Origin of the sequence: Streptomyces sp. WZ-12, from assembly GCF_028898845.1 — a bacterium.
Classification (GTDB): Bacteria; Actinomycetota; Actinomycetes; order Streptomycetales; family Streptomycetaceae; genus Streptomyces.
The window spans coordinates 7,044,296-7,067,228 of record NZ_CP118574.1 but is presented as its reverse complement, the minus strand read 5'-3'; the positions used below and the strand labels follow the sequence as shown (position 1 = coordinate 7,067,228).

The 22,933-nt window shown below is 73.3% G+C and carries 21 protein-coding genes; 4 read left to right on the top strand and 17 right to left on the bottom strand.

Annotated elements, in window-relative coordinates; translation table 11 throughout:
- Positions 1 to 39: 39 nt before the first annotated feature.
- Positions 40 to 1,260: a glycoside hydrolase family 10 protein gene (locus PV796_RS30635; RefSeq protein WP_274916774.1), complete on the bottom strand. Its 1,221-nt coding sequence runs from the start codon at positions 1,258 to 1,260 to the stop codon at positions 40 to 42.
- Between the two features lie 159 nt (positions 1,261 to 1,419).
- On the opposite strand from PV796_RS30635, the gene PV796_RS30630 reads away from it, so the two are divergent.
- Positions 1,420 to 2,289 (top strand): 3-hydroxybutyryl-CoA dehydrogenase, encoded by an 870-nt coding sequence (locus PV796_RS30630; protein ID WP_274916773.1) that lies wholly within the window; start codon positions 1,420 to 1,422, stop codon positions 2,287 to 2,289.
- Positions 2,290 to 2,700: 411 nt separating this feature from the next.
- Positions 2,701 to 2,958: a hypothetical protein gene (locus tag PV796_RS30625; RefSeq protein WP_274916772.1), complete on the top strand. Its 258-nt coding sequence runs from the start codon at positions 2,701 to 2,703 to the stop codon at positions 2,956 to 2,958.
- Positions 2,959 to 2,980: 22 nt separating this feature from the next.
- On the opposite strand, the gene PV796_RS30620 is transcribed toward PV796_RS30625, so the two are convergent.
- The 9 genes from PV796_RS30620 to infC form a co-directional block, all read right to left on the bottom strand.
- The gene (locus PV796_RS30620) at positions 2,981 to 3,511 is read right to left on the bottom strand and encodes an NUDIX hydrolase (RefSeq protein WP_274916771.1); all 531 of its coding nucleotides are present in this window, start codon (positions 3,509 to 3,511) and stop codon (positions 2,981 to 2,983) included.
- 48 nt (positions 3,512 to 3,559) lie between these two features.
- On the bottom strand, positions 3,560 to 4,897 hold the full coding sequence (locus PV796_RS30615) for a transcriptional regulator (protein ID WP_274916770.1): 1,338 nt from the start codon (positions 4,895 to 4,897) through the stop codon (positions 3,560 to 3,562).
- Positions 4,898 to 5,107: 210 nt separating this feature from the next.
- Positions 5,108 to 7,633: a phenylalanine--tRNA ligase subunit beta gene (pheT, locus tag PV796_RS30610; protein WP_274916768.1), complete on the bottom strand. Its 2,526-nt coding sequence runs from the start codon at positions 7,631 to 7,633 to the stop codon at positions 5,108 to 5,110.
- Positions 7,633 to 8,784 carry a phenylalanine--tRNA ligase subunit alpha gene (gene pheS, locus PV796_RS30605; protein WP_274916767.1) on the bottom strand — a complete coding sequence of 384 codons (1,152 nt, stop codon included), beginning with the start codon at positions 8,782 to 8,784 and terminating at the stop codon, positions 7,633 to 7,635. Before pheS ends, pheT begins: the two co-directional genes overlap by 1 nt.
- A gap of 216 nt (positions 8,785 to 9,000) precedes the next feature.
- On the bottom strand, positions 9,001 to 10,125 hold the full coding sequence (locus PV796_RS30600; protein ID WP_274916766.1) for a sensor histidine kinase: 1,125 nt from the start codon (positions 10,123 to 10,125) through the stop codon (positions 9,001 to 9,003).
- 74 nt (positions 10,126 to 10,199) lie between these two features.
- Positions 10,200 to 11,063 carry a TrmH family RNA methyltransferase gene (locus PV796_RS30595; protein ID WP_274916764.1) on the bottom strand — a complete coding sequence of 288 codons (864 nt, stop codon included), beginning with the start codon at positions 11,061 to 11,063 and terminating at the stop codon, positions 10,200 to 10,202.
- A 139-nt stretch (positions 11,064 to 11,202) separates the two neighbouring features.
- A complete protein-coding gene (gene rplT, locus PV796_RS30590) occupies positions 11,203 to 11,589 on the bottom strand; it encodes a 50S ribosomal protein L20 (RefSeq protein WP_274916763.1) in 387 nt (128 codons plus the stop codon).
- 108 nt (positions 11,590 to 11,697) lie between these two features.
- Complete coding sequence (gene rpmI / locus PV796_RS30585; protein ID WP_006607578.1) at positions 11,698 to 11,892, bottom strand: 50S ribosomal protein L35; 195 nt, start codon at positions 11,890 to 11,892, stop codon at positions 11,698 to 11,700.
- Positions 11,893 to 12,015: 123 nt separating this feature from the next.
- Positions 12,016 to 12,714 carry a translation initiation factor IF-3 gene (infC, locus tag PV796_RS30580; RefSeq protein ID WP_274916758.1) on the bottom strand — a complete coding sequence of 233 codons (699 nt, stop codon included), beginning with the start codon at positions 12,712 to 12,714 and terminating at the stop codon, positions 12,016 to 12,018.
- Between the two features lie 314 nt (positions 12,715 to 13,028).
- Here infC and PV796_RS30575 point away from each other — a divergent pair, with 314 nt between their 5' ends.
- Positions 13,029 to 13,415, top strand: a complete 387-nt coding sequence (locus PV796_RS30575; RefSeq protein WP_274916757.1) for a DUF1844 domain-containing protein — start codon at positions 13,029 to 13,031, stop codon at positions 13,413 to 13,415.
- A gap of 66 nt (positions 13,416 to 13,481) precedes the next feature.
- Here PV796_RS30575 and PV796_RS30570 read toward each other — a convergent pair whose 3' ends face one another.
- The 4 genes from PV796_RS30570 to PV796_RS30555 all read right to left on the bottom strand — a co-directional run bounded on the left by PV796_RS30570 (position 13,482) and on the right by PV796_RS30555 (position 17,799).
- Positions 13,482 to 14,246 (bottom strand): MIP family channel protein, encoded by a 765-nt coding sequence (locus PV796_RS30570; protein WP_274916756.1) that lies wholly within the window; start codon positions 14,244 to 14,246, stop codon positions 13,482 to 13,484.
- Between the two features lie 102 nt (positions 14,247 to 14,348).
- On the bottom strand, positions 14,349 to 15,080 hold the full coding sequence (locus PV796_RS30565; protein WP_274916755.1) for an SseB family protein: 732 nt from the start codon (positions 15,078 to 15,080) through the stop codon (positions 14,349 to 14,351).
- A 242-nt stretch (positions 15,081 to 15,322) separates the two neighbouring features.
- Complete coding sequence (gene mycP, locus PV796_RS30560) at positions 15,323 to 16,492, bottom strand: type VII secretion-associated serine protease mycosin (RefSeq protein ID WP_274916754.1); 1,170 nt, start codon at positions 16,490 to 16,492, stop codon at positions 15,323 to 15,325.
- A complete protein-coding gene (locus PV796_RS30555) occupies positions 16,489 to 17,799 on the bottom strand; it encodes a hypothetical protein (protein WP_274916753.1) in 1,311 nt (436 codons plus the stop codon). Before PV796_RS30555 ends, mycP begins: the two co-directional genes overlap by 4 nt.
- Before the next feature lie 215 nt (positions 17,800 to 18,014).
- Here PV796_RS30555 and PV796_RS30550 point away from each other — a divergent pair, with 215 nt between their 5' ends.
- On the top strand, positions 18,015 to 19,271 hold the full coding sequence (locus tag PV796_RS30550; protein ID WP_274916752.1) for an amino acid deaminase/aldolase: 1,257 nt from the start codon (positions 18,015 to 18,017) through the stop codon (positions 19,269 to 19,271).
- 34 nt (positions 19,272 to 19,305) lie between these two features.
- Here the strand turns inward: PV796_RS30550 and PV796_RS30545 are convergent, their stop codons facing one another.
- From PV796_RS30545 to PV796_RS30535, 3 genes are all read right to left on the bottom strand, one after another.
- Positions 19,306 to 20,646, bottom strand: coding sequence for a haloacid dehalogenase-like hydrolase (locus PV796_RS30545; RefSeq protein ID WP_274916751.1), 1,341 nt, complete (start codon positions 20,644 to 20,646; stop codon positions 19,306 to 19,308).
- A 77-nt stretch (positions 20,647 to 20,723) separates the two neighbouring features.
- Positions 20,724 to 21,524 (bottom strand): 3-oxoacyl-ACP reductase, encoded by an 801-nt coding sequence (locus PV796_RS30540; protein ID WP_274916750.1) that lies wholly within the window; start codon positions 21,522 to 21,524, stop codon positions 20,724 to 20,726.
- 32 nt (positions 21,525 to 21,556) lie between these two features.
- Positions 21,557 to 22,930 (bottom strand): aldehyde dehydrogenase family protein, encoded by a 1,374-nt coding sequence (locus PV796_RS30535; protein ID WP_274916748.1) that lies wholly within the window; start codon positions 22,928 to 22,930, stop codon positions 21,557 to 21,559.
- Positions 22,931 to 22,933: the final 3 nt, after the last annotated feature.

The window sequence follows — 22,933 nt, the reverse complement described above, 5'->3', positions numbered from 1 at the left end:
GCGGCGGTGGCGGGTCGCCCGCCACCGCCGCCGCGGTGCTCACGGCCGGGCCGGGCCGCCGTAGTGGTCCTTCACCACCCGGGCCAGCGCGCCCAGCGGGTCCTTCACCACGTCCTTGGTCGAGAAGTAGACGTGCCCGGCGACCTGCGGATGGCGGGCGGCGAAGGTGAGGTGTCGGGAGAGCTCGGCCGGGTCCTGCCAGGCCGCGGGCTGCGCGGACGGGCCCGCCTTGTAGAGCGCCTCGCCGATGTAGAGCGCCACCCGGGTGCCCGCCACGGTCCTGGCCCACCACGTCACCAGCTCCGCGTAGTCGGCGGCGGCGAAGCCCAGCGGCCAGTAGACCTGCGGCACGATCGAGTCGACCCAGCCCTCCCGCACCCAGCGCCGGGTGTCGGCGTAGAGGTCGTCGTACGCCTGCACCCCGGCCTCGGTCCGGGAGCCGTGCGGATCGGTCGCGCTGTTGCGCCAGACCGCGAACGGGCTGACGCCGAACGGCACTTGGCGGCCGACCCCGGCGAGCCGCTCGTGCATCTCCCGGATCAGCAGGTTGACGTTGTCCCGCCGCCAGTCGCCGCGGCCCGCGAACTCGCCGCCGTACTCCTCGTAGGCCGCGTCGTCGCCGAACCCCTGGCCGGCGACCGGGTACGGGTAGAAGTAGTCGTCGAAGTGCACCCCGTCGAGCGGGTAGCGGCGAACCGCGTCCAGCATCGCGTCCTGGACGAAGCGGCGGACCTCGGGCAGCCCGGGGTTGTAGTAGAGCTTGCCGGCGTAGGGCACCACCCAGCCCGGGTGCCGGCGGGCGGGGTGACCGGGGACCAGCCGGCCGGGGTCGGCGTGGTTGGCGATCCGGTACGGGTTGAACCACCCGTGCAGCGCCAGGCCGCGCCGGTGCGCCTCCCGGACCGCGAAGTCCAGCGGGTCCCAGCCCGGGTCGCGGCCCTGCACCCCGGTCAGGACCTGCGCCCAGGGCTCGTACGGCGACGGCCACAGCGCGTCCGCGGTCGGCCGCACCTGGAAGAACACCGCGTTCAACCGCCGCCGGACCGCGGCGTCCAGCAGCCCGACCAGTTCCCGCTGCTGGGTCGCCCGGTCCAGCCCGGGCCGGGACGGCCAGTCCAGATTGGCCACCGTCGCCAGCCACATCCCGCGCAGCTCCCGACCGGCCGGGGCGCCCCGGCCCGCCCCGGCACCCGCGCCGAGCAGCCAGGAGGCCGCCCCCAGCGCCGCCGCACCGAACCCGCGGCGTGAGATACCTCGCATGAAAAGCCCCCATCTCGTCCGTTTCGTCCCGAGTAGCAGCCTCAGAATGCCCGCCCCTGCGCCCTCCTTCCGGCACCGCGCGGAGTAACGTCAAGGGCGAGGCGGCCGCCTAACCCTTACGGCGGACCGCCGGTCCTGTAGATCAGCGAAAGGCACGAGGTGACGGACTCATTCGCCGACATTGCACGCGTCGGAGTGGTCGGCTGTGGCCAGATGGGCGCTGGCATCGCCGAGGTGTGCGCCCGCGCCGGGCTGGACGTCAAGGTCGCGGAGACCACCGGTGAGGCACTGGAGTTGGGGCGCACCCGTCTGACCAACTCGCTCGACAAGGCCGCCGAGCGCGGCAAGATGACGGTCGCCGAGCGCGATGCGACGCTCGGCCGGCTCAGCTTCACCACCGACCTCGGCGAGTTCGCCGACCGTGACCTCGTCATCGAGGCGGTTGTCGAGAACGAGCAGGTCAAGACGGAGATCTTCCAGGTCCTCGACCAGGTCGTGGTCCGCTCGGACGCCATCTTGGCCTCCAACACCTCGTCCATCCCACTGGTGAAGCTGGCGGTGGCGACCTCCCGACCCGACCATGTCATCGGCATCCACTTCTTCAACCCGGCACCGGTGCAGAAGCTGGTCGAGCTGATCCCCGCGCTCACCACCAGCGAGGAGACCCTCAAGCGCGCCGAGTCGCTGACCCAGGACGTGCTCGGCAAGCACGCGATCCGCGCCCAGGACCGCTCCGGCTTCGTGGTGAACGCGCTGCTCATCCCCTACCTGCTCTCCGCGGTCCGGATGTTCGAGTCGGGCATCGCCAGCCGTGAGGACATCGACAACGGCATGGAGTTGGGCTGCGCCCACCCGATGGGCCCGCTCAAGCTCTCCGACCTGATCGGCCTGGACACCGTCGCCTCGGTCGCCGCCTCGATGTACGAGGAGTACAAGGAACCGCTCTACGCCGCACCGCCGTTGCTGCAGCGGATGGTGGACGCGGGGCGGCTGGGGCGGAAGTCCGGGTCCGGGTTCTACTCCTACTGAGCCCGGCTCCCCCGGCGAAGCCGCCGCTTCGCCGGGGGAGGTTGCGTGGGCCGGCCGCCCGGGCGGAAAGAGGGGGGCCCTCCGCCCGGGCGGGATACGAGGGCCGTCCGCCCGCCGCTCGGGGGAAAGTTCGGCGGGCGGACCCGGCCGGCAGGCGCCCGACCGCCGGCGTTCGTCCCCGTAAGAAGAGTGAACTCCCTTCTGGCCGTTGATGACAGAGGGTGAATGCGCCAACTCGGCGCGCGCGCTTCGCACCCCGTGCGAAACGCTCACGGAGCGTCACTTCGCACGGGGTGTGAAGCGCTGACCCGTATCTCCCCGCCGCACACGCTCCCGCCTTCTCCCCCAGGGCAGTTGACTGGTTCCGGTAACCCCCCGACCGCCACCAGGAGAAGGAAAGAGGAGCGGAACGTGACCGCCCATCGGGACCCCGATCTGATCGCCGCCGACTTAGCGGAGCTGCGGCGCCTACTCGACGTACGCACCGCCACGGTCGACGGCCAACTCAGGCTCCAGGCCCAGCGCTGCGAACAGACCACCCGCGAAGCGGACGAACTCCAGGCCCGCGTCACGCGGTTGGAGAGTCGGCGCTGGCCACTGCCCTCGCTCGCCGCCCTGGCCGGGCTCGTAGCGGGGGCCGCCGCCCTGTGGCAGGCGTACGGACGCTAGGGCCGGGCCGACCCGACCGGCATCAGCCGAGCCGGATGTGGTGGAGCATCAGCAGGGCCGCGGCCATGTTCGCGGCCGGCACCTCCCCCCTCGCCACCATGTCGGGCACCAGCTTGAGGTCGACCCACTCCCGCCGGTCCGACTCGAAGTCGTCCTGCGGAACGCCCAGGTACTCGGCCTCTTCGGACCAGTAGATGTGGTGCCGCGCGTCGGTGAGGCCGTTGGACGGCTCCACCGAGAGGAGGTGGTGGAGGGGTCCGGGTCGCCACCCGGTCTCCTCCTCCATCTCGCGCGCGGCCGCGATGACCGGGTCCTCCCCGTCCTCCACGACGCCGGCGGCCAACTCCCAGCCCCAGCTGTCGGTGATGAAGCGGTGCCGCCACAACAGCAGCACCTCATTGGCCTCGTTGACCACGGTGGCCACCGCGACCGGCCGCATCCGGATCAGGAAGTGATCCAGATGACGGCCGTCGGGGAGCTCCACATCGGCCAGGTTGACCCGGAACCAGGGATTCGCGTAGACCGGCTTTTCGCTGAGGTTGTTCCAACGCACGTAACTGCCACCTTCCGCTTGAGGGCCGGCAAGGTGACACGAGCCCGGTCACAGCGGAACGCGCAGCACCTCGTCGATGAGATCGGCAGCCTCGTCCGTCGCGGAACTCCCGGTCTCCGCCAGATGCTCGCGCACGGCCCGCAGCCGGTCCCGCAGGCGCTGCGACTCCATGCCCCGAGCCTGCTCCGTCATCTCCGCGGCATTGGCCACGGCCCGGTCCGCATCCCCTTGGCGCAGCTCGATATGGGTGAGCATGGCCAGCCGGTGAACCCGGCCGCGGTCGTGTGCGGGGGTGTCCACGGCGGCGTCCGCCTGCTCCCGGGCGGACCGCAGGTCCCCCAGGCTGAGCAGCGCCTCCGCCACTTGTACGTTCACCAGGCCCGGCTGCACATAGCCGGTCTCGGCGGGCTCCAGCCCAGGGCGGATCCGGTCCGCCGCGGTCTCGGCCCGTCGGATGCAGTCCAGCGCGCCGGAGCCGTCGCCCAGCCGCGCGTACGCCTTGGCCTGCATCGCGTGGAGATCGGCCGACAGCGCCGGGGTGAGCTGCCCGCCGGCGGTGCGCAGCGCGGCCTCCGCGAAGGCGACCGCCTGGCGGTATTCCCGTACGAAGAGGGACTGGTTGACCAGCAGCGCGATGATGTACGCGCCGAGCCCGCGGTCCCCGCTGGCCTTGGCTAACCGCAGCGCCTGGTGAAAGTAGCGCTGGGCCAGCCCGAGAGCGTCCGAGTCGTACGCGCAGATGCCCGCGACGGCCACCAACCCACCGGTGGCCCGGTGCAGTTGACGCCCCGTCGCATCGCTGTAGCTGCCCCGCAGCAGCGGCGCCGCCTCGGTGTTGAGGAATCCGACGATGCGTGTTCTGGTAGCGATACCACCCGCCTTCCGGTACATCTGCTCGTAGTGGGTCCGCGCCGCCCGGAGCATCTCGATGTCGGCCAAGCCGACCCGGGTCAGCCCCTCGCGCGAGACGTCGAAGTCCTCCGGCGGGTTCTCCCACTCCCAGACCGGGATGATCGCCGACGTTCCGGTGAGCGCGGGCGCCGCGACCACGTGCGGCCGCTGCTGTTCGTCGGACCGCCACAGCGCGGTGGCCCGCTCGACGAACCCCGACAGCTGGGTGTCCGGAGTCCGGCGCGCCCCCGGGCCGCTGAATCCGATGTCGCCCAGGCCCACCGGCCGGCGCAGCCGCTCGCCGAGCACCTCGCAGATCAGGTCCGGCACCTGGCCGCGCGGGCGCTGCCCCTTGAGCCAGCGCGCCACGGCGGTGTGCTCGTAGCGCAGCGCGAGCCCGCGCCGCCGCCCGAGTTCGTTGATCCGGGCCGCCAGCCCGGCGTGCGAGATGCCGGCCTCGTCCAGGATCGCGTCGAGCAACGTGTTGGGCTCCATGGCTCGCCCCCCAGGGACGTAAGGACTCCTTAAGTCCAGCGTAATCAGGGGGAGTTCGCACGGGGTGTGAAGCGGCCACGAGCGGGGCGCGGGCCCGTCCGGGGTCGGGTATGGGCGGGTTGGGGGTGGGTTGGGGGTGGCCGGAAAGCGACGGGCCCCCGTCCACGGAGCGTGGACGGGGGCCCGTTCGGGGCCTCGATGGGCCGGGCGTCAGCCGCGCAGGGCCGCGCCCACCCGCTCGACCGCGACGGCGACCGCCGCGTCCCGGGCCGCCGTGGCCTCCTCGGCCGTCAGCGTCCGGTCGGACGCCCGGAACCGCAGCGCGTACGCCAGGGACTTCTTGCCCTCGCCCACCTGCTCGCCGGTGAACACGTCGAACAGCCGCACCGACTCCAGCAGTTCGCCGGCGCCGGCCCGGAGGGCGGCCTCGACGTCCGCCGCCGCCACCGACGCGTCGACGATCAGCGCCACGTCCTGCGTGGCGACCGGGAAGGTGGAGATCCGCGGCGCCTGCTGGGCGCCGGCCGAGGCCCGCTCCAGCCGGTCCAGGTCGATCTCCATCGCGCTGGTGCGCTCGGGCAGCCCGAGCGCCTTGACGACCCGCGGGTGCAGCTCACCGGCGTTGCCGACGAGGATCTCCTCGCCGTCGACCACCGCGAGCAGCGCCGCGCACCGGCCGGGGTGCCACGGGGCGTGCTGGTCCTGACGGACGATCAGCTCGACGCCCGCCTCACGGGCCACGGTCCGGCCCGCCTCGATAGCGTCCGCCCAACCGGCCGGGTAGCCCTCGCCCCACCAACCGGCCTGCTCGCGCGCGCCGGCCAGCACCACGGCGGCCCGCCGCGGCTGCTGCGGCAGCGAGGCGTCCAGCGAGGCGATCTCGTCGTCGGTCGGCCGGCGGTCGACCACCAGCCGGCGGGCCGGCTGCTCCTGACCGGTGGCCCGGAACACCGGGCCGGTCTCGAAGAGCGCCAGGTCGTGGTTGCCCCGGCCGACGTTGCGGCGCAGCGTGCCCAACAGTCCGGGGACCAGGGTGGTGCGGAGGTCCGGCTCCTCGTCCGAGAGCGGGTTCACCAACGTGACCGCGTCCCGCCGCGGGTCGTCCGCCTCGATGCCGAGCTGGTCCAGGACGGCCGAGCCGGTGAACGGGTAGTTCAGCGCCTCGACGTAGCCGGCGCCGGCCAGCGCCCGGCCGACCCGGCGGTGCAGCCGCTGACGCTCCGTCAACCCGCGGCCGGCCGGCGGCAGCGGCAGCGTGGAGGGCAGGTTCTCGTAGCCCTCCAGCCGGATGACCTCCTCGGCCAGGTCGTTGGGGTCGCTGAGGTCGGGGCGCCAGGACGGCACCGTGACCACCAGCTCGTCCTGGCCGTAGACGTCGCAGCCGACCTGCTGGAGGCGGCGGACGACGGTCTCCCGGCCGTACGGGACACCCGCGACCTTGTCCGGGTGGTTGGCGGGGATGCTGACGGTGCGCGGCCCGCGCGGCGAGACGATCTCGGTGACGCCGTCCTCGACGGTGCCGCCGGCGAGCAGCACCAGCAGGTCCACGGTGCGCTGTGCCGCTGCGGACGCCGCCTCCGGGTCCACCCCGCGCTCGAAGCGCTTGGCGGCCTCGGAGGAGAGCCGGTGGCGGCGGGCGGTGCGGGCGATGGAGATCGCGTCGAAGTGCGCGGCCTCGATCACCACGTCGGTGGTGCCGTGCAGTTGGCCGGACTCCGGGTCCACGGTCGGCGCCGCGATCTCGGTGTTGGCGCCGCCCATCACGCCCGCCAGCCCGATGGGGCCGCGGTTGTCGGTGATGACCAGGTCCTCGCCGTCCAGCACCCGCTTGGTGCCGTCGAGGGTGACCAGCTCCTCGCCGGGCGTGGCGCGGCGGACGCCGATCGGACCGTCGACGGTCGCCCGGTCGTAGGCGTGCAGCGGCTGACCCAGCTCCAGCATCACGTAGTTGGTGACGTCCACGGCCAGCGAGATGGGGCGCATGCCGGCCTTCTGCAGCCGGCGCTGCATCCAGAGCGGGGTGCGGGCCTCGGGGGCCAGACCGCTGACCGTACGGGCGGTGAAGCGGTCGCAGCCGATCGGGTCGGCGACCTGGACCGGGTAGCCGCCGGCGTTCGGCGGCGCCACGTCCAGCAGTGCCGGGTCGCGCAACGGCAGGCCGAAGGCGGTGGCCGCCTCGCGGGCCACACCGCGCATCGACAGGCAGTAGCCGCGGTCCGGGGTGACGGCGATGTCCAGCACCTCGTCGCGGAGCTCCAGCAGCTCGATCGCGTCGAGGCCCACCTCGGTCTCCGGCGGCAGCACGATGATGCCGTGCGTGCCGTCGTCGCCCATGCCCAGCTCGTCGCCGGAGCAGATCATGCCGTGCGACTTCCTGCCGTACGTCTTGCGGGCGGCGATCTTGAAGTCACCGGGCAGCACGGCGCCGGGGAGGACGACCACGACCTTGTCGCCGACCGCGAAGTTCCGCGCACCGCAGACGATCTCCTGCGGCTCGCCGGTGCCGTTGGCCTGGCCGACGTCCACCGTGCAGAAGCGGATCGGCTTCTTGAAGCCCTCCAACTCCTCGATGGTCAGCACCTGGCCGACGACCAGCGGGCCGGTGAGGTCTGCGCCGAGCTGCTCGACGGTCTCGACCTCCAGGCCGACCGTGATGAGCTTCTCCTGCACGTCGCGGCCGGTCGTCGTCGCCGGCAGGTCGACGTATTCCCGCAGCCAAGAAAGCGGGACCCGCATCAGATCTCCATCCCGAACGGCCGGGTGAACCGGACGTCGCCCTCGAACATGTCGCGCATGTCTTCCACGTTGTGCCGGAACATCAGCATCCGGTCGATTCCGAACCCGAAGGCGAAACCGCTGTACTTCTCGGGGTCCACACCACAGGCGACCAGCACCTTGGGGTTGACCATGCCGCAGCCGCCCAGCTCGATCCAACCCTCGCTGGAGCAGGTGCGGCACGGCCGGTCCGGGTTGCCCACGGACGCGCCGCGGCAGACGTAGCAGACCATGTCCATCTCGGCGGACGGCTCGGTGAACGGGAAGTAGTTCGGCCGCAGCCGGGTCTTCATGTCCGGGCCGAACAGCGCCTGGACCATGTGGTCCAGGGTGCCCTTGAGGTCCGCCATGGTCAGGCCCTCGTCGACGGCGAGCAGCTCGATCTGGTGGAAGACCGGGGAGTGCGTGGCGTCCAGCTCGTCGGTGCGGTAGACCCGCCCCGGGCAGACGACGTAGACCGGCGGCTCCCGGTCGACCAGCGTGCGGGCCTGCACCGGCGAGGTGTGGGTGCGCAGCACCACGCCCGACTCGTCGCCCTGGGGCCCTCCCCCAGACTCCGTCTGAGAGGTGCCCCCACTTTGCACGAAGAAGGTGTCCTGCATCTGGCGCGCGGGGTGGTCCGGCACGAAGTTGAGCGCGTCGAAGTTGAACCACTCGGCCTCGACCTCGGGGCCCTCGGCGACCTCGTAGCCCATCGCGACGAAGACGTCCGCGACCCGCTCCATGAAGGTGGTCAGCGGGTGCCGGGCGCCGGCCGGGACCCGGTCGTACGGCAGCGTGACGTCCACCGCCTCCTCGACCAGGACGCGCGCGTCGCGCTCCGCCTCCAGCTCTTCCTGACGGGCCTTGAGCGCCTGGTTGACCCGCCCGCGGGCCTGGCCGACGCGCTTGCCGGCGTCCGCCTTGGCCTGCGGCGGGAGGGCGCCGATCTCGCGGTTGGCGAGCGCCAGCGGCGAGGTGCCCCCGGCGTGCGCCACCTTCGCCTGAGCGAGCGCGTCGAGGTCACCCGCGGCGGCGATGGCGGCCAGCGCCTCGTAGACCCGTCGGGCGATCTCTTCCGGTTTCAGGGCTTCGACCTCGACAGGGTCGTACGACTTATTGGGTGCGGACATCTCTTCCCGTGCTTCCGGTGGTGTGGCTTGGCGCGGCTCGCTTCGCCTCGGCTCTGCGCCCGCGTGTCCGCGATGCCTGTGCGCCAAAGGTGCCAAAGGTCAAGTCTAAGGGTCGGGCCGCCGGCGGCCCGCCCGCCCCTGCCGTCGGGGCGCCCGCCGCGCCGCTCAGCCCGCCCGGCGCCCACCGCCACCCTTGCACGACGCTTCGCGACACTGCTAATTCAAAAAGGCCGGCGCCGCGACGGGCAGGCTGAATCGGAACTGGGCGCCGCCGGCCGGGGCCCGGCCGACCGTGATCGTGCCGCCGTGGGCCTCGACGATGCCCTTGACGATGTAGAGGCCGAGCCCGGTGCCGCCGCGCTTGCTGCCCCGCCAGAAACGGGTGAAGACACGGCTCATCGACTCCTCCGGGATGCCGGGACCCTCGTCGCTCACGGTGACGCTCGTCCCCTTTCCCCCGCCGGTGTCCTTCACCGGTCCGACCTCGATGGTGACCGTTCCGTCGCCGTGGCGCACCGCGTTTTCCAGGAGGTTGCCGAGCACCTGGTCCACCTTGTCCGGGTCCGCCCACAGGTCGGGCAGCGGCTCCATCATCCGGATCAGGAAGCGGTCCGGCCGCTGGCCCGCGGTGGTCTGCGCCTGCACGTGCCGCCGCACCGCGGCGATCATGTCGACCCGCTGCCGACGGACCTCCAACCGCCCGGAGTCGATCCGGGAGATGTCCAGCAGCTCGGCGATGAGCCGGGTGACGCGGTTGGCGTCGGCATCCACCGTCTCCAGCATCAGCCGTTTCTGGTCGTCGGTGAAGCGTTCCCACTTCTGGAGGAGGGTGGCGGTGAAGCCCTTGACGGAGGTGAGCGGCGAGCGCAGCTCGTGGGCGACGGTGGCGATCAGCTCGGCGTGGCTCAGCTCGGTGCGCCGCCGGGCCTCGGTGCCGCGCAGCGCGATCACCAGCCGCCGCACCGGCCCGGCCGGCCGACTGCGGACGTAGCGCGCGGAGACCAGCACCTCCCGCCCGCCCAGCAGCAGGTTCCGCTCCGGCTGACCGCGGCGGATGGCCAACCCCCCGTACGGGTCCGTCAACTGCCACCACCGGCGACCCTCCAGGTCCTGGAGCGGCAGGGCGTCCCCCACCGGGCGGCCCAGCGCGTCCGGCGCGGCGATCCCGGTGATCCGGGCGGCGGCGGCGTTGAAGCAGATCACCCGGCCGTCCTCGTCGGCGACGACCAGGCCGTCGGGGAGGTCGTCGGGCACCACTCCGAGCGGCCCCGCGACCGCCCCGGACGCCTCGGGCCCGCCGTCGGCAGCGGTCGCCGCGCTGGCCGAAGTCCTCGCCGTCATCGCCGTGTTACCCCCTTCCGGGCCGGAGCTGGTCACACTACTAGCTCGGCCCGGCCCCGCCGTCGGGATCGCGACTACGCCCCTCCCGCGGGTGACGTCGCGCGGCAGCCGCCGGTCGTGCGCTGGGCGCGCGCGGAGGCGTAGAGGCACACCGCGGCGGCGGTCGCGAGGTTGAGGCTCTCGGCCTTGCCGTGGATCGGCACCCGCACCACCGCGTCGGCCAGCGCGCGGGTCTCCACGGGCAGCCCCCAGGCCTCGTTGCCGAAGAGCCAGGCGGTCGGCCCGCCCATCGAGCCGGCGTCCAACTCCGCGTCCAGATCGCGGTCGCCGGCCCCGTCCGCGGCCAGCACCCGCACCCCGGCGCCCGTCAGCCCGGACACCACCCGCTCGACCGGCACGCCCACCGCGACCGGCAGGTGGAACAGCGAACCCACCGACGCCCGCACCGACTTGGGGTTGTAGAGGTCCACCGAGGCGTCGGTCAGCACCACCGCGTCGGCGCCCGCGGCGTCCGCGCAGCGCAGCACCGTACCGGCGTTGCCGGGGTCGCGGACGTTGGCCAGTACCGCCACCAACTGCGGGCGGGCGGCCAGGATCTCCTCGAACGGCGAGTCCAGGAACCGGCAGACGCCCACCAGCCCCTGCGGGGTGACGGTCTGCGAGACGTCCGCGACGGTCTTGTCGTCGGCGAAGTGCACCGGCACCCCGGCGCCGCGGGCCGCCTCGACGATCTCGGCGTGCCGCTCGGCGGCCTCGACGGTGGCGAACAGCTCGATGAGGGTGGACGATCCGCCGGCGCGGTGCGCGACGGCCTCGCGGACGGCCTGCGGGCCCTCGGCGATGAACCGGCGTTCCTTGCCCCGGAAATGGCGCCGGGCCAGCCGCCGGGCGGCGGCGACTCGCGGGGAACGCGGGGAGATCAGCTCGGGGGTGCCCATGGGCGGCGGCTCGCTTCTTTCGTTCGGTGCGGGGACCCGGCGCGGACCGGGGCCGGAAACGCGGCGGACCCGCAGGCCGGGGCCCGCGGGTCCGCAATCCCGACGTCTTGCCGACGCCAGTGCGCTGTCAGGCTGAGCCTCAGGCGGCAGCCTTCGGGGCGTTGACGTCGCTCGGCAGCGCCTTCTGCGCGACCTCGACCAGCGCGGCGAACGCGTTGCCGTCGTTCACGGCCAGGTCGGCGAGGATCTTGCGGTCCACCTCGACGTTGGCGGCCTTCAGACCCTGGATGAAGCGGTTGTAGGTCATGCCGTTGGCGCGGGCAGCGGCGTTGATGCGCTGGATCCACAGCTGACGGAAGTCGCCCTTGCGCTTCTTGCGGTCGTTGTAGTTGTAGACGAAGGAGTGGGTGACCTGCTCCTTGGCCTTGCGGTAGAGGCGGGAGCGCTGGCCGCGGTAACCGCTGGCCTGCTCCAGGATCGCCCGGCGCTTCTTCTGGGCGTTGACTGCCCGCTTGACGCGTGCCACTTGTTAACTCCTTGTAGCGGGGCCGTGGTTGGTCATCACACGGCCCGAATCGACGTTAGGTCCCGGTCCGGTCGGCGCGCTCCGCTTCACGTGGCGGAGCGCCCCGGCTCACTTGCCGAGAAGCTTCTTGATCTTCGCGGCGTCGCCCGGGGCCATCTCGGCGTTGCCGGTGAGGCGACGCGTCACGCGGGACGACTTGTGCTCAAGCAGGTGGCGCTTGCCTGCGCGCTCGCGCAGCACCTTGCCGGAGCCAGTGATCTTGAAGCGCTTGCTGGCACCGCTGTGCGTCTTGTTCTTCGGCATGCGCCGTACTCTCCTCGTCAGTGGCGCCCCCACCGGCGGAGACCGGCATACGGGAGCGTCAGATGTGTCGATTGTTCCGGGGCTGGCGCCCCGGCCTGGATCCGGGGCAGCTCACCCAAGAGCTCACGCCTCGGCGTGCTCCTCAGCGGGCTCCGCGGGAGCCACACCCTGGCGCTCCGCCTTGCGGGCAGCCTGCGCCTCGCGGGCCTCGGCCATCGCCTCGGTCTTCTTCTTGTGCGGACCGAGGACCATGATCATGTTCCGGCCGTCCTGCTTCGGGTTCGACTCGATGAAGCCGAGGTCCTGGACGTCCTCCGCGAGCCGCTGGAGCAGCCGGAAGCCCAGCTCGGGCCGGGACTGCTCGCGACCACGGAACATGATCGTGATCTTGACCTTGTCACCCTGCTTGAGGAACCGGACGACGTGACCCTTCTTGGTGTCGTAGTCGTGCGGGTCGATCTTCGGCCGGAGCTTCATCTCCTTGATGACCGTGTGCGCCTGGTTCTTGCGCGCCTCACGGGCCTTCATGGCCGACTCGTACTTGAACTTTCCGTAGTCCATGAGCTTGCAGACCGGCGGACGGGCGTTCGCCGCCACCTCGACCAGGTCAAGGTCGTACTCCTGCGCAAGCTCCAGGGCCTTGGCAAGCGGCACAATGCCGACCTGCTCGCCACTGGGACCGACGAGTCGCACCTCGGGGACGCGAATCCGGTCGTTGATGCGGGGCTCGGCGCTGATGGATCCTCCTCGGTAGCACCACGCGACGGCCTGGCGGACTGCCGCGTAACGTCTGTTCGGTGTGACCAACCGCGCCGGAAGCATGAAAAACGCCCCGGACGGGACACAGGCGGGGCTCCATGAGATCAGGAGCACCGTCGCGAAGTCTCCGCGGGGCGCAGCCAGACCGTTGACCCGCCAACCTGAGGTCGGCCGGGTGGGAGATCGGAGCCTCCACTTGTGGGCCGGTCACCTACGTGTCCGGCCGGTCGGAACACCAGAATACACGAGTCAAGAGGGCGACCCCACTCCCGTGCACCGGGCCGCCCGGCGGCCCCTGCGCTCCCGCGCGCGGGGCCGCCGGGCGGGGGTCCTAGTCTGGAGTGCGACCCCTCCAGCAGGAAGTGAAACCCCAGCACATGAGCGAGCAGATCCCCCAGCAGCCGGCCGCCGCGGAGACCGCCGGCCAGGCGCCCGACTTCGAGACCATGACCCGGGACATCGCGGAGGTGCCGGCGGTCGAGGTGATCACCACGGTCGCGGTGCACCTGATGAGCTCGGCGGCGGTCAACCTCGGGCTCGCCGAGGAGGGCGCGGACCACAAGGACCTGGACGAGGCCCGCAAGCTGATCCACGCGCTGGCCGGGCTGGTCACCGCGAGCGCCACCGAGATCGGCTCGTACCACGCGGCGCCGCTGCGGGACGGCCTGAAGTCGCTCCAACTCGCCTTCCGCGAGGCGTCGGTGGTCCCGGACGAGCCGGGCCAGGGCCCCGGCGAGAAGTACACCGGCCCCGTCTACGGCTGACGCACCACGACGACGAGCCCCGGCCGCATCCCGGCCGGGGCTCGTCGTCGTGGAGGGGGCTGCGGGTCAGACGCGGTCGCCGGAGGCCGGCTCGTCCGGCTTGGTCGGCTCGCCGGCGGCCCGGTCGGCGGTCCCGACGTGCTCCTCCTGCGGGTGGGTGAGCTGGTGCACCACCGCCGCCAGCGCGCCGCCGATCAGTGGCGCGAGGATGAACAACCACACCTGGGTGATGGCCGCGCCGCCAGCGAAGATCGCCGGGCCCAGGGTCCGCGCCGGGTTCACCGAGGTGCCGTCCAACGGGATGCCGAAGAGGTGGACCAGGCCCAGGGCGAGACCGATGGCCAGGCCGGCGAAGCCCGTCACCGCCGTGTTGTGGGTGACGCCCAGGACGACGAAGACGAAGAAGAAGGTCATCACGATCTCGGCGACGAACGCGCCGCCGAGGTTGATGTGCACCGCCGAGCGGTCGCCCCAGCCGTTGGTGCCGAAGGCCCCGTGGGTCTGCAGGCCCGGTACCTGCTTGGCCACCAGGAAGAGCAGGGCGGCGCCGACGATGCCGCCGAGGATCTGCGCGATCCAGTACTCGACGGCGGTGCGGACCGTGATGCGCTTGGCCAGCAGCGCGCCGAGCGTCACCGCGGGGTTGATGTGGCAGCCCGAGATCGGGCCGAGGGCGTAGGCAAGTGCCAGCATGACGAATCCGAAGGCCAGGGCGATGCCGAAGGTGCCGATGTATTCGCCGGCCAGCACTGCCGCGCCGACGGCGAAGAACACCAGGAGCAGCGTGCCGAGGAATTCGGATGCGACCGTGCGGGTCTCCGTGGTCTCCATGGGCTCTCCTCGCGTGGATCTTGAGCTCTCCTCGCATTGTGCGGCCCGTGGGACGAAGCCGCCCGTTGGAGGCGGGCGGCGCCGGACTCGTATCCCGGTGGGTCAGCGTCGGTAGAGGGGCTCCCCCGGGGCGTTCGAACCGGGCGGGAGAAGGGCCAGGTCGAGGCCGCGGACCAGCCGGGCGCGGAGCGTCTCGTCGCCGGCGAGCGCCTGGGCGAGCCGCTGGGCGGCCTCGGCGGGGTCGGTGCCGGGCGCGAGGCCGAGGGCGAGGGTGCCGTCGGTCTCGGCGGACGGGGTCAGGTGCGCGAGGTGCACCGCGGGTTCGGCGTCGAGGAGGGCGCGCAGCGCCTCGGTGACGGCGGGGTCGGCGAGCGGGTCGGCGCTGGTCCGGCCCTCGGCGAGGGCCCGCAGGGCGGCGCCGGTCAACTGGTAGGTGACCGGCCCGGCCAGGTCGATCACGACGGTGTCGGCCTGCTCGTGGGAGGCGGCCAGCAGGGCCTGCCGCATCGGGACCGCGACCGGCCGGGCGTCCGGCCGCCAGCGCTGGAGCGTCTCCATGGACGTGAACGCGGGGAGGGCGCGGCGACCGTCCGGCGCGCTGAGCGTCGGGACCGCCATGTCGCTGGTCTTCTCCCGCCGCAGCCCGTCGGGCCCGGTCTCGACCTCCCCGAGCACCGCCACCACCGGCACCAGGACGCGGGCCTCCGCCAGCGCGGTCAGCAAGGAGCCTTCGGCACCGCGATCCGCGTCGTACGCCGCGAGCGCCGCCGCCAGCGCGGGATCGGCGGACCCGTCATCGTCCGCAAAGCCAGGATTCGGAATGTTCTTCTCCACCCACCGAGCGTATCCGCGCGTCGGCGCGGGTTCGCCTCGGCCCCACGTTGTTGGCTTTCCCGCCATGGGGTGCTGTCTTTGCGCCTGCGGCGCGGTGCCGCTGCGCGGGGCTGTTGGGTGCGGTGACGGGCCTCCGGGGTGGGTGTGCAGGACTGCTTCGCTTTACGTCCTGCACACCCACCCCTCCGGCCCGTCACCTCCCGTTGGGGGGTAGGAAAAACAGGTGGGTGGGGGCGGGGAGCTCAGTCGAGCGCGGCGGATCGGCGCCAGAGGAAGAGCGCTACTGCTACGAGCCCGACGCCGGTGGCGCCTAGGGCCCACGGGATCCAGTTGACGGGGGTGTCATCGCCGGGATCGGCGACCGGGCCGGGGCCGAAGTACCGGTGGGGATAGGCAACGGGGGCCGGCTTCTGCGGAGTTGGGGCGAGCCGCTCGGCGGCCGTCAGCGCGGCGGCGGGATCGACGAGCCCCGCGCCGTACTCGTCGTCCCGCCCGCCCTCGGGGCGGTGCTGCGCGGTGCCGGTGAGCAGGTCGCGGATCTGGTTCGGGCTGAGACCGCGGTGCGCGGAGCGGAGCAGCGCGACGGCCCCGGAGACGAAGGCGGCCGCGGGGCTGGTGCCCCAGCCGGAGACGTAGCCGGTGCCGTGGTCGGCCATGAGGATGTCGTAGCCGGGGGCGCTGACCGTGGCGTACCAGTGGCGGGTGGAGAAGGGCGCGCGGGCGTCCAGATGGGTGACGGCGGTGGCGGCGATGACGCCGGGGTAGGCCGCGGGGTAGGAGACGTGGTTGCCCTTGAGGCCGCCGTTGCCGGCGGAGGCGACGACGGGGATGCCCTTGCCCAGGGCGTACTGGATGGCGGCGTCCTCGCGGGAGTCGGGGTGGGCGGTCTCGCTGTCGTCGCCGAGGGACATGTTGATCACGTCGGCGCCGTGGTCGGCGGCCCAGCGGATGCCGTCGGCGAGGGCGCCGGCCTTCTGGTCGCGGGCGCGGCGGCGCTCGGGGTCGTGGTCCTCCAGGATCACGCGGACGGGCAGGATCTTGGCCTCGGGGGCGACGCCGAGGACGCCGTCGGAGCGGCCGGGACCGTGGCCGTGGCCGGCGATGACGCTGGCCATGCCGGTGCCGTGCTGGGCGTAGGTGTCGTCGCCGGGGCGGGCGCCGAAGCCGATGAGGTCCTTCTGGGGCAGCACCTGGCCCGTGAGGTCGGGGTGGTCGGCGTCCACGCCGGTGTCCAGGACGGCGACGGTGACGCCGGCGCCCTTGGTGGTCCCCCAGGCGTCCTGGGCGTGGATGGCCGCCAGGCCCCATTCCTGGGCGCGGAGGGTGTCGGCGCGGGCCGGCAGGGACGGCAGGACGGCCAGCGCGGCGGAGGTCAGGGCGACGGCCGCGGTGCGCCACGCGGGCTTGGTCATGGGGCTTGCTCCGTGGGCTGCGCGGGGAGGCCGGACGCGGTGCGGAAGGTCGTGCTGATCTTGTCCGCGAGGCCCTTGGCGTCGTGGCCGAGGCCGGCCTCGGCGGGGGCGGTGGCGGTGCCGGGTTGGACGGCGGCGTCGGCGGGCTGCGGGTCGGCGACCTCGCGGCCGTCGGCGAAGCCGGAGACCGCGTAGACCACGACCGGGACGTCGGTGAGGACCCGGATCGTCCAACTGGCGCGCTGGGCGGGACCGAAGTCCTCGGCGGCGGTGCCCTTGGCGGCCAGCGGCGGCGGCATCAGGGCGCTGCGGGTGGCCAGGTCGTTGGTGCTGAAGCGGGCGTTGAGGTCCATCATTTTGGACCGGTCGGCCTGGGTGGTCTGGGCGCCGACGGTGATGACGCCGGTGCGGGTGGCGTCGACGTAGGTGGCGCGGAGCAGGCGGGCGCAGCCGGCCGGGGCGAGTTCCTTGGCGAGCGGGCCCTCGGCGGCGGGGGTGCAGCCGGTGTCGGGGGCGACCGCGATCCGGATCCAGGTGCGGTCGGCGCCGCCGGGGCCGGCGGCCAGGCCCTCGACGGTGCGCGGGAAGAGGGCGTCGACGGGGGTGTTGCGCCAGGCGTCCCGGCCCCTGGCGAAGACGGCCTCGGGCGTCGGAGTGCCCTTGGCGGGGGTGTCGGTGAGCCAACTGCCGGCCGCGGCACCGGCGATCAGGCCGATGCCGAGGACCAGGGAGACGGCCGCGGCCACGACCCGGTTGCCGGGCAGGCGGTCGGCCAGTGGACGGCGCGGTTCCGCCTCGACTCCGGTGGGGTGGGCGGGAGTTGACGGCCGGTCGGGGGCGGGTGGGGGCTCGGGGGCGGGGGGGTGGCGCGGGGTGCGCGGCGCGGTCGCGCGGGCGTCGTCCCACAGGGCGGCGCTGTTGGCGAGGTGGAAGGCGGCGGTGTCGCGGAACGAGCGGGGGGGCGCCGGCGCGGGCGGCGGCGGGGCGGCGGGCGGCTCCGTGCGGGGGTGGGGGGGGGTGGCCTGGCCGGCGGCGGCGGGGTCGTCGACCGGGGGGGCGCGGTGGGGGCCGGGGTGGGGCCGCGTTCGGCTCGGGCGCGGGGGCGGCGGGCGACGGGGTCGGCTTGGGGGCCGGGGTGGTCTCGGCGGGGAGCGGCCGGCGGGCGGGCGGGGGGGCTCGGCGGGGACCGGGCGCAGGACGGTGGTCTTGGGGTCCTCGTCGGGGGCGGGCCCGGCGGGGCGGTGCGGCGGGCGCGGGGGTATGGGTGGGATGCGCGGCGCATCGGCGTAATCGGCGTCGGCGCTCACCAGCGCTCCCCCTCGCACGGTGTGCCCCGGACCCGACAAGCAATCGGGGCAGGGTGGTTCGTATCCGGACAACACGCCGCTGACCTGCTGGTTGCGGTGTCGAGCCACTTTAAGGGCTGGCCGGGCCGCCGCTCCAACCCCCGCGCGCTCCCGCGACACTTCCGGCGCGGTTCGTCCCCTTACCAGGGGTAGCGCGGTCTGGCAGGCTGCGGGCCATGTCCCCGCTCTTCACCGACGCGCATGCCACCACCGCTCCCGCGCCCCGGGCGCCCGGCTCCGGACGGACCCCGCTCGACCGGGCCACCGCCTCCCTCGACGCGCCGCTGGCCGTGGTCGATCTGGCCGCCTTCGACGCCAACGCCGCCGATCTGGTGCGCCGTTCGAAGGGGAAGCCGATCCGGGTGGCGAGCAAGTCGGTGCGCTGCCGGGCGCTGTTGGAGCGGGTGCTGGCGCGCGACGGCTTCGCCGGGATCATGAGCTTCACGCTCGCCGAGTCGCTGTGGCTGGCCCGGTCCGGCTTCCCGGACGTGCTGCTGGCGTACCCGTCGGCGGACCGGGCCGGCTTCGCCGAACTGGTCGGCGATCCCGCGTCGGCGGCGGCGGTGACGGTGATGGCCGACGACCCCGCGCAACTGGATCTGATCGACGCGGCCCGTCCGGGCGGTCCGGGCAGCGGCGCGGAGGTCCGCATCTGCCTGGAACTGGACACCTCCTACCGGCTGTTGGGCGGGCGGGTGCGGGTCGGGGCCCGGCGGTCGCCGCTGCGGGACCCGGAGCAACTCGCCGCCTTGGCCCGGACGGTGGTGCGCCGGCCCGGTTTCCGGCTGGTGGGGCTGATGGCCTACGAGGGGCATGTGGCGGGAGTGGGTGACGAGGTCGCGGGGCGGCCGGTGCGTTCGCGGACGATCCGGGTGATGCAGGCGGCGGCGCGGCGGGAGTTGGCGCAGCGGCGGTGGGCGGCCGTGCGGGCGGTGCGGCAGGTGGCGCCGCGGCTGGAGTTCGTCAACGGCGGGGGGACGGGGAGCGTGCAGCACACCGCGGCGGAGGCGGCGGTCACCGAGATCGCGGCGGGTTCGGGGCTGTACGTGCCGCGGCTGTTCGACAACTTCCGGTCGTTCACCGGGCGTCCGGCGGCGCTGTTCGCCCAGCCGGTGGTGCGGCGTCCGGGGCCCGGGGTCGTCACGGTGCTGGGCGGCGGCTATCCGGCGTCGGGGGTGGCCGGTGCGGACCGGCTGCCGGAGCCGTATCTGCCGGCCGGGCTGCGCTACGACCCGCAGGAGGGGCCGGGCGAGGTGCAGACGCCGCTGCTGGGGGCGGCGGCGGACGGGCTGGCGGTCGGCGACAAGGTGTGGTTCCGGCACGCCAAGGCGGGCGAACTGTGCGAGCGGTTCGCGCAGTTGCACCTGGTCGAGGGCGACCGGGTGGTGGCGACGGTGCCGACGTACCGGGGCGAGGGCCGCACCTTCCTGTGACGGCGCGGGCCTCGCCCGTGGTCCGGCGGTGCGCTCAACCGTGGATGCGGTCCCGCTGGTCGGCGACGACGGTGCCGTCGGGGCGGCGGACCGGGCCGAGGGAGCCGTCGGTGTTGGTGTAGCCCTTGGTGGCGCAGGGGTAGGCGCCGGACTTGCGGGGCAGCGGGTCGATGAACATCGGGTTGACCACCCAGCGGCCGTCGGCGTCGTCGTAGCCGCGGCACATCAGCTCGTCCTTGTTGCGGTTAATGGCCAGGTGGGCGCCGGTGGCGTCGCCGACGAAGGTGACGTCGGTGGTGGCGTCGCCGCCGCCCAGCGCGATGCGGTGCGCGGGGTCCTGCTTGCGCCACGCCTCGGCGCCCTTGATGCCGTAGATCTCCTGGTTGATGAAGCAGCGCTTGCCGTCGATGTACGGGATGGCCTCGCCGGGGCCGTCCTTGACGTCGCCGCAGCCGGCGAGGCGGGTGGTGAACCTGCCGTGCTGCAGGCGGCTGCGGATGCCGAGGGTGTGTGCGGCGTCCAGCCCGACACCGCCGGACCACGCCTCGGCGAGGGTCTCGGAGGACGCGGAGACGATGTAGACGTCGAAGCCGGCGGCCTTGAGCGTGCGGATCAGGTCCTTCTGCTGCGGGTAGTAGCGGATGTAGCCGGCCATCTTGTGGGTGCCGACGGTCTGTTGGGCGCCGATCGGCGCGGCGAGGTTCTCGGCGCGGGCCTGCTTGGCGTACCGGGTGAGGGCGGCGGGCTTCAGGCCGGCGAAGAGCTGGGGGACCCAGGCGTACTGGGGGACCGTGCGGCGGTGGTTCCAGGTGCCGGCGAAGGCGGCGGCGCCGCTCATGGTCTTCCCCTCGCCGCGGATCTCCATGATCTCGTCGGCGCAGGCGGCGCGGCCGGACGTGGGCAGCGGGCGGCCGGCGGGGCCGGTGCCGCAGGCGCGGGTCAGCGCGCGGTCGGCGGCGGCGGTCAGCCAGGGGCTGGTGTCCCGCCAGCTCTTGGGCCGGAGCACCTTGTCGTGCCGGAGCATCCAGGCCAGGGTCGCGTCGGTGATGTCGTTCTTGACGACGGTGTTGTCCCAGTCGAAGGCGGCGACGGGACGGGGGCCCGTCGAAAGGGGCTGCGCGGAGCGCATCCGGCCGGGGTGGTGGTCGGGCGACGGGTGGGACCCGGAGCAGGTGCCGCGCTCGTCGATCATCTTCTGGAGCTTGGCGCGGTTGTCGCCGTACCAGGGCAGCTTCTTGGAGAGCTGCGGGCAGTTGGCGCGGGCCGGGGCCGTTGCGGGGGTCGCGGCGGTGGCGGGCGCGGTGGCCGTGAGGGCGGCGAGCGCGGCGGCGCCGGCCAGGCCCAGGGCCAGCAGCCGGCGGGGGCGGGCGGTCATGTGTCCTCCGTGGTCAAGGGGGAAGCACGGCGGGACCGGCGCCCGCGGGCGCCGGTCCCGATATTGATCATGGAAGCCTACAAGGGGGTCACATAGGCGCCCGCGATGCCTCCGTCGACGAGGAATTCGGCGGCGTTGACGAACGAGGAGTCGTCGCTGGCGAGGAAGGCGACCGCGGAGGCGATCTCCTCGGGCTCGGCGAACCGGCCGACCGGGACGTGCACCAGGCGGCGCGCGGCCCGCTCCGGGTCCTTGGCGAACAGCTCCTTCAGCAGCGGGGTGTTGACCGGCCCCGGGCAGAGCGCGTTGACGCGGATGCCCTCGCGGGCGAACTGCACGCCCAGTTCGCGGGACATCGCCAGCACGCCGCCCTTGGACGCGGTGTAGCTGATCTGCGAGGTGGCGGCGCCCATCACGGCCACGAAGGAGGCGGTGTTGATGATGGAGCCGCCGCGCCCGGTCTGCTCGAACTGCCGCCGCATGTAGGGCAGTGCGTGCTTGCAGCAGAGGTAGACCGAGGTGAGGTTGACCTCCTGGACGCGCTTCCAGGCGTCGATGCCGGTGGTCAGGATGGAGTCGTCGTCGGGCGGCGAGATCCCGGCGTTGTTGAAGGCGATGTCCACCGAACCGTAGGTGTCGTAGGCGGTCTTGTAGAGCGCCTCGACCTGCTCGGCGTCGGTGACGTCGACCTGGACGAAGGTGCCGCCGACCTCCTCGGCGGCGGCCTTGCCGGCCTTCTCGTCGATGTCGGCGCAGACGACGTGGGCGCCCTCGGAGGCCAACCGGCGGGCGGTGGCCAGGCCGATGCCGCTGCCGGCTCCGGTGATCACGGCGGTACGGCCGACGAGGCGGCGGCACACGGCGGTCTGGTCGGTCACGTGGCTCTCCTAGTGGGTGGTGACGGTGCGGATCACGAGCCGGCCGGCTCGGTGGCGAGGAAGACGTTCTTGGTCTCGGTGAAGGGCGTCAGCGCGTCCGGGCCCAGTTCGCGGCCGAGACCGGACTGCTTGAAGCCGCCGAACGGGGTCCAATAGCGCACCGCGCTGTGCGAGTTGACCGAGAGGTTGCCGGCGGCGACGGCGCGCGCCATGCGCAGCGCGCGACCGACGTCGCGGGTCCACAGGGAGCCGGCCAGGCCGTAGTCGGTGGCGTTGGCGAGCCGGACGGCGTCGGCCTCGTCGTCGAAGGGGAGGGCGACGGCCACGGGCCCGAAGATCTCCTCGACGGCGGTGCGGTCCTCGGGGCGGCCCTCCAGGACGGTGGCCGGGTACCAGAAGCCCTTGCCGGTGGGGACCGCGCCGCGGATGGCGGCCGGGGCGTCCTCGGGGACGTAGGAGCGCACCCGGTCGCGCTGGGCGGCGGAGATCAGCGGGCCCATCTGGGACGCGGGGTCGTTCGGGTCGCCGGCGGTGAACGCCTTGACCGCGGGCTCCAGCAGGCTCAGGAAGCGGTCGTAGACGCTGCGTTGGACCAGGATGCGGCTGCGGGCGCAGCAGTCCTGGCCGGTGTTGTCGAGGAACGAGCCGGGGGCGGCGGCCGCGGCGGCCTCCAGGTCGGCGTCGGCGAAGACGATGTTGGGGCTCTTGCCGCCGAGTTCGAGGGTGAGCCGCTTGGTCTGCGCGGCGCACTGGGCGGCGATCCGCCGGCCGGTGGCGGTGGAGCCGGTGAAGACGACCTTGGCGACGCCGGGGTGGTCGACCAGCGCGCTGCCGGTGACCGCGCCCTCGCCGGGCAGGACCTGGAAGAGGTGCTCGGGGAGCCCGGCCTCCAGGGCGAGTTCGGCGAGCTTGAGGGCGGTGAGCGGGGTGGTCTCGGCGGGCTTGAGGAGGACCGCGTTGCCGGCGGCGAGCGCGGGGGCGGTGCCCCAGGCGGCGATCGGCATCGGGAAGTTCCAGGGGGCGATGACGGCGACCACGCCGAGCGGTTCCTGGAGGGTGAGGTTCAGCCCGCCCGGCACCGGGATCTGATGCCCTGTCAGCCGCTCTACTCCCCCGGCGGCGTAGTGCAGCAGATCGCGGACGTTGCCGGCCTCCCAACGGGCGTTGCCCAGGGGGTGGCCGGCCTCGCGCAGCTCCAGTTGGGCCAGCGGTTCGATCGCCGCGTCGACGACGTCGGCGAACCGGCGCAGCAGCCGGGCCCGGTCGCCGGGGGCCAGCGCGGCCCAGACTTCCTGGGCCGCGGCGGCCCGGCGGACGGCCGCGTCGACCTCGGCGGGCGGGGTGGTGGGGACGGTGGCCACCACCTCCTCGGTCGCCGGGTTGAGGATGGTCAGCTCTTGCAGCACGGG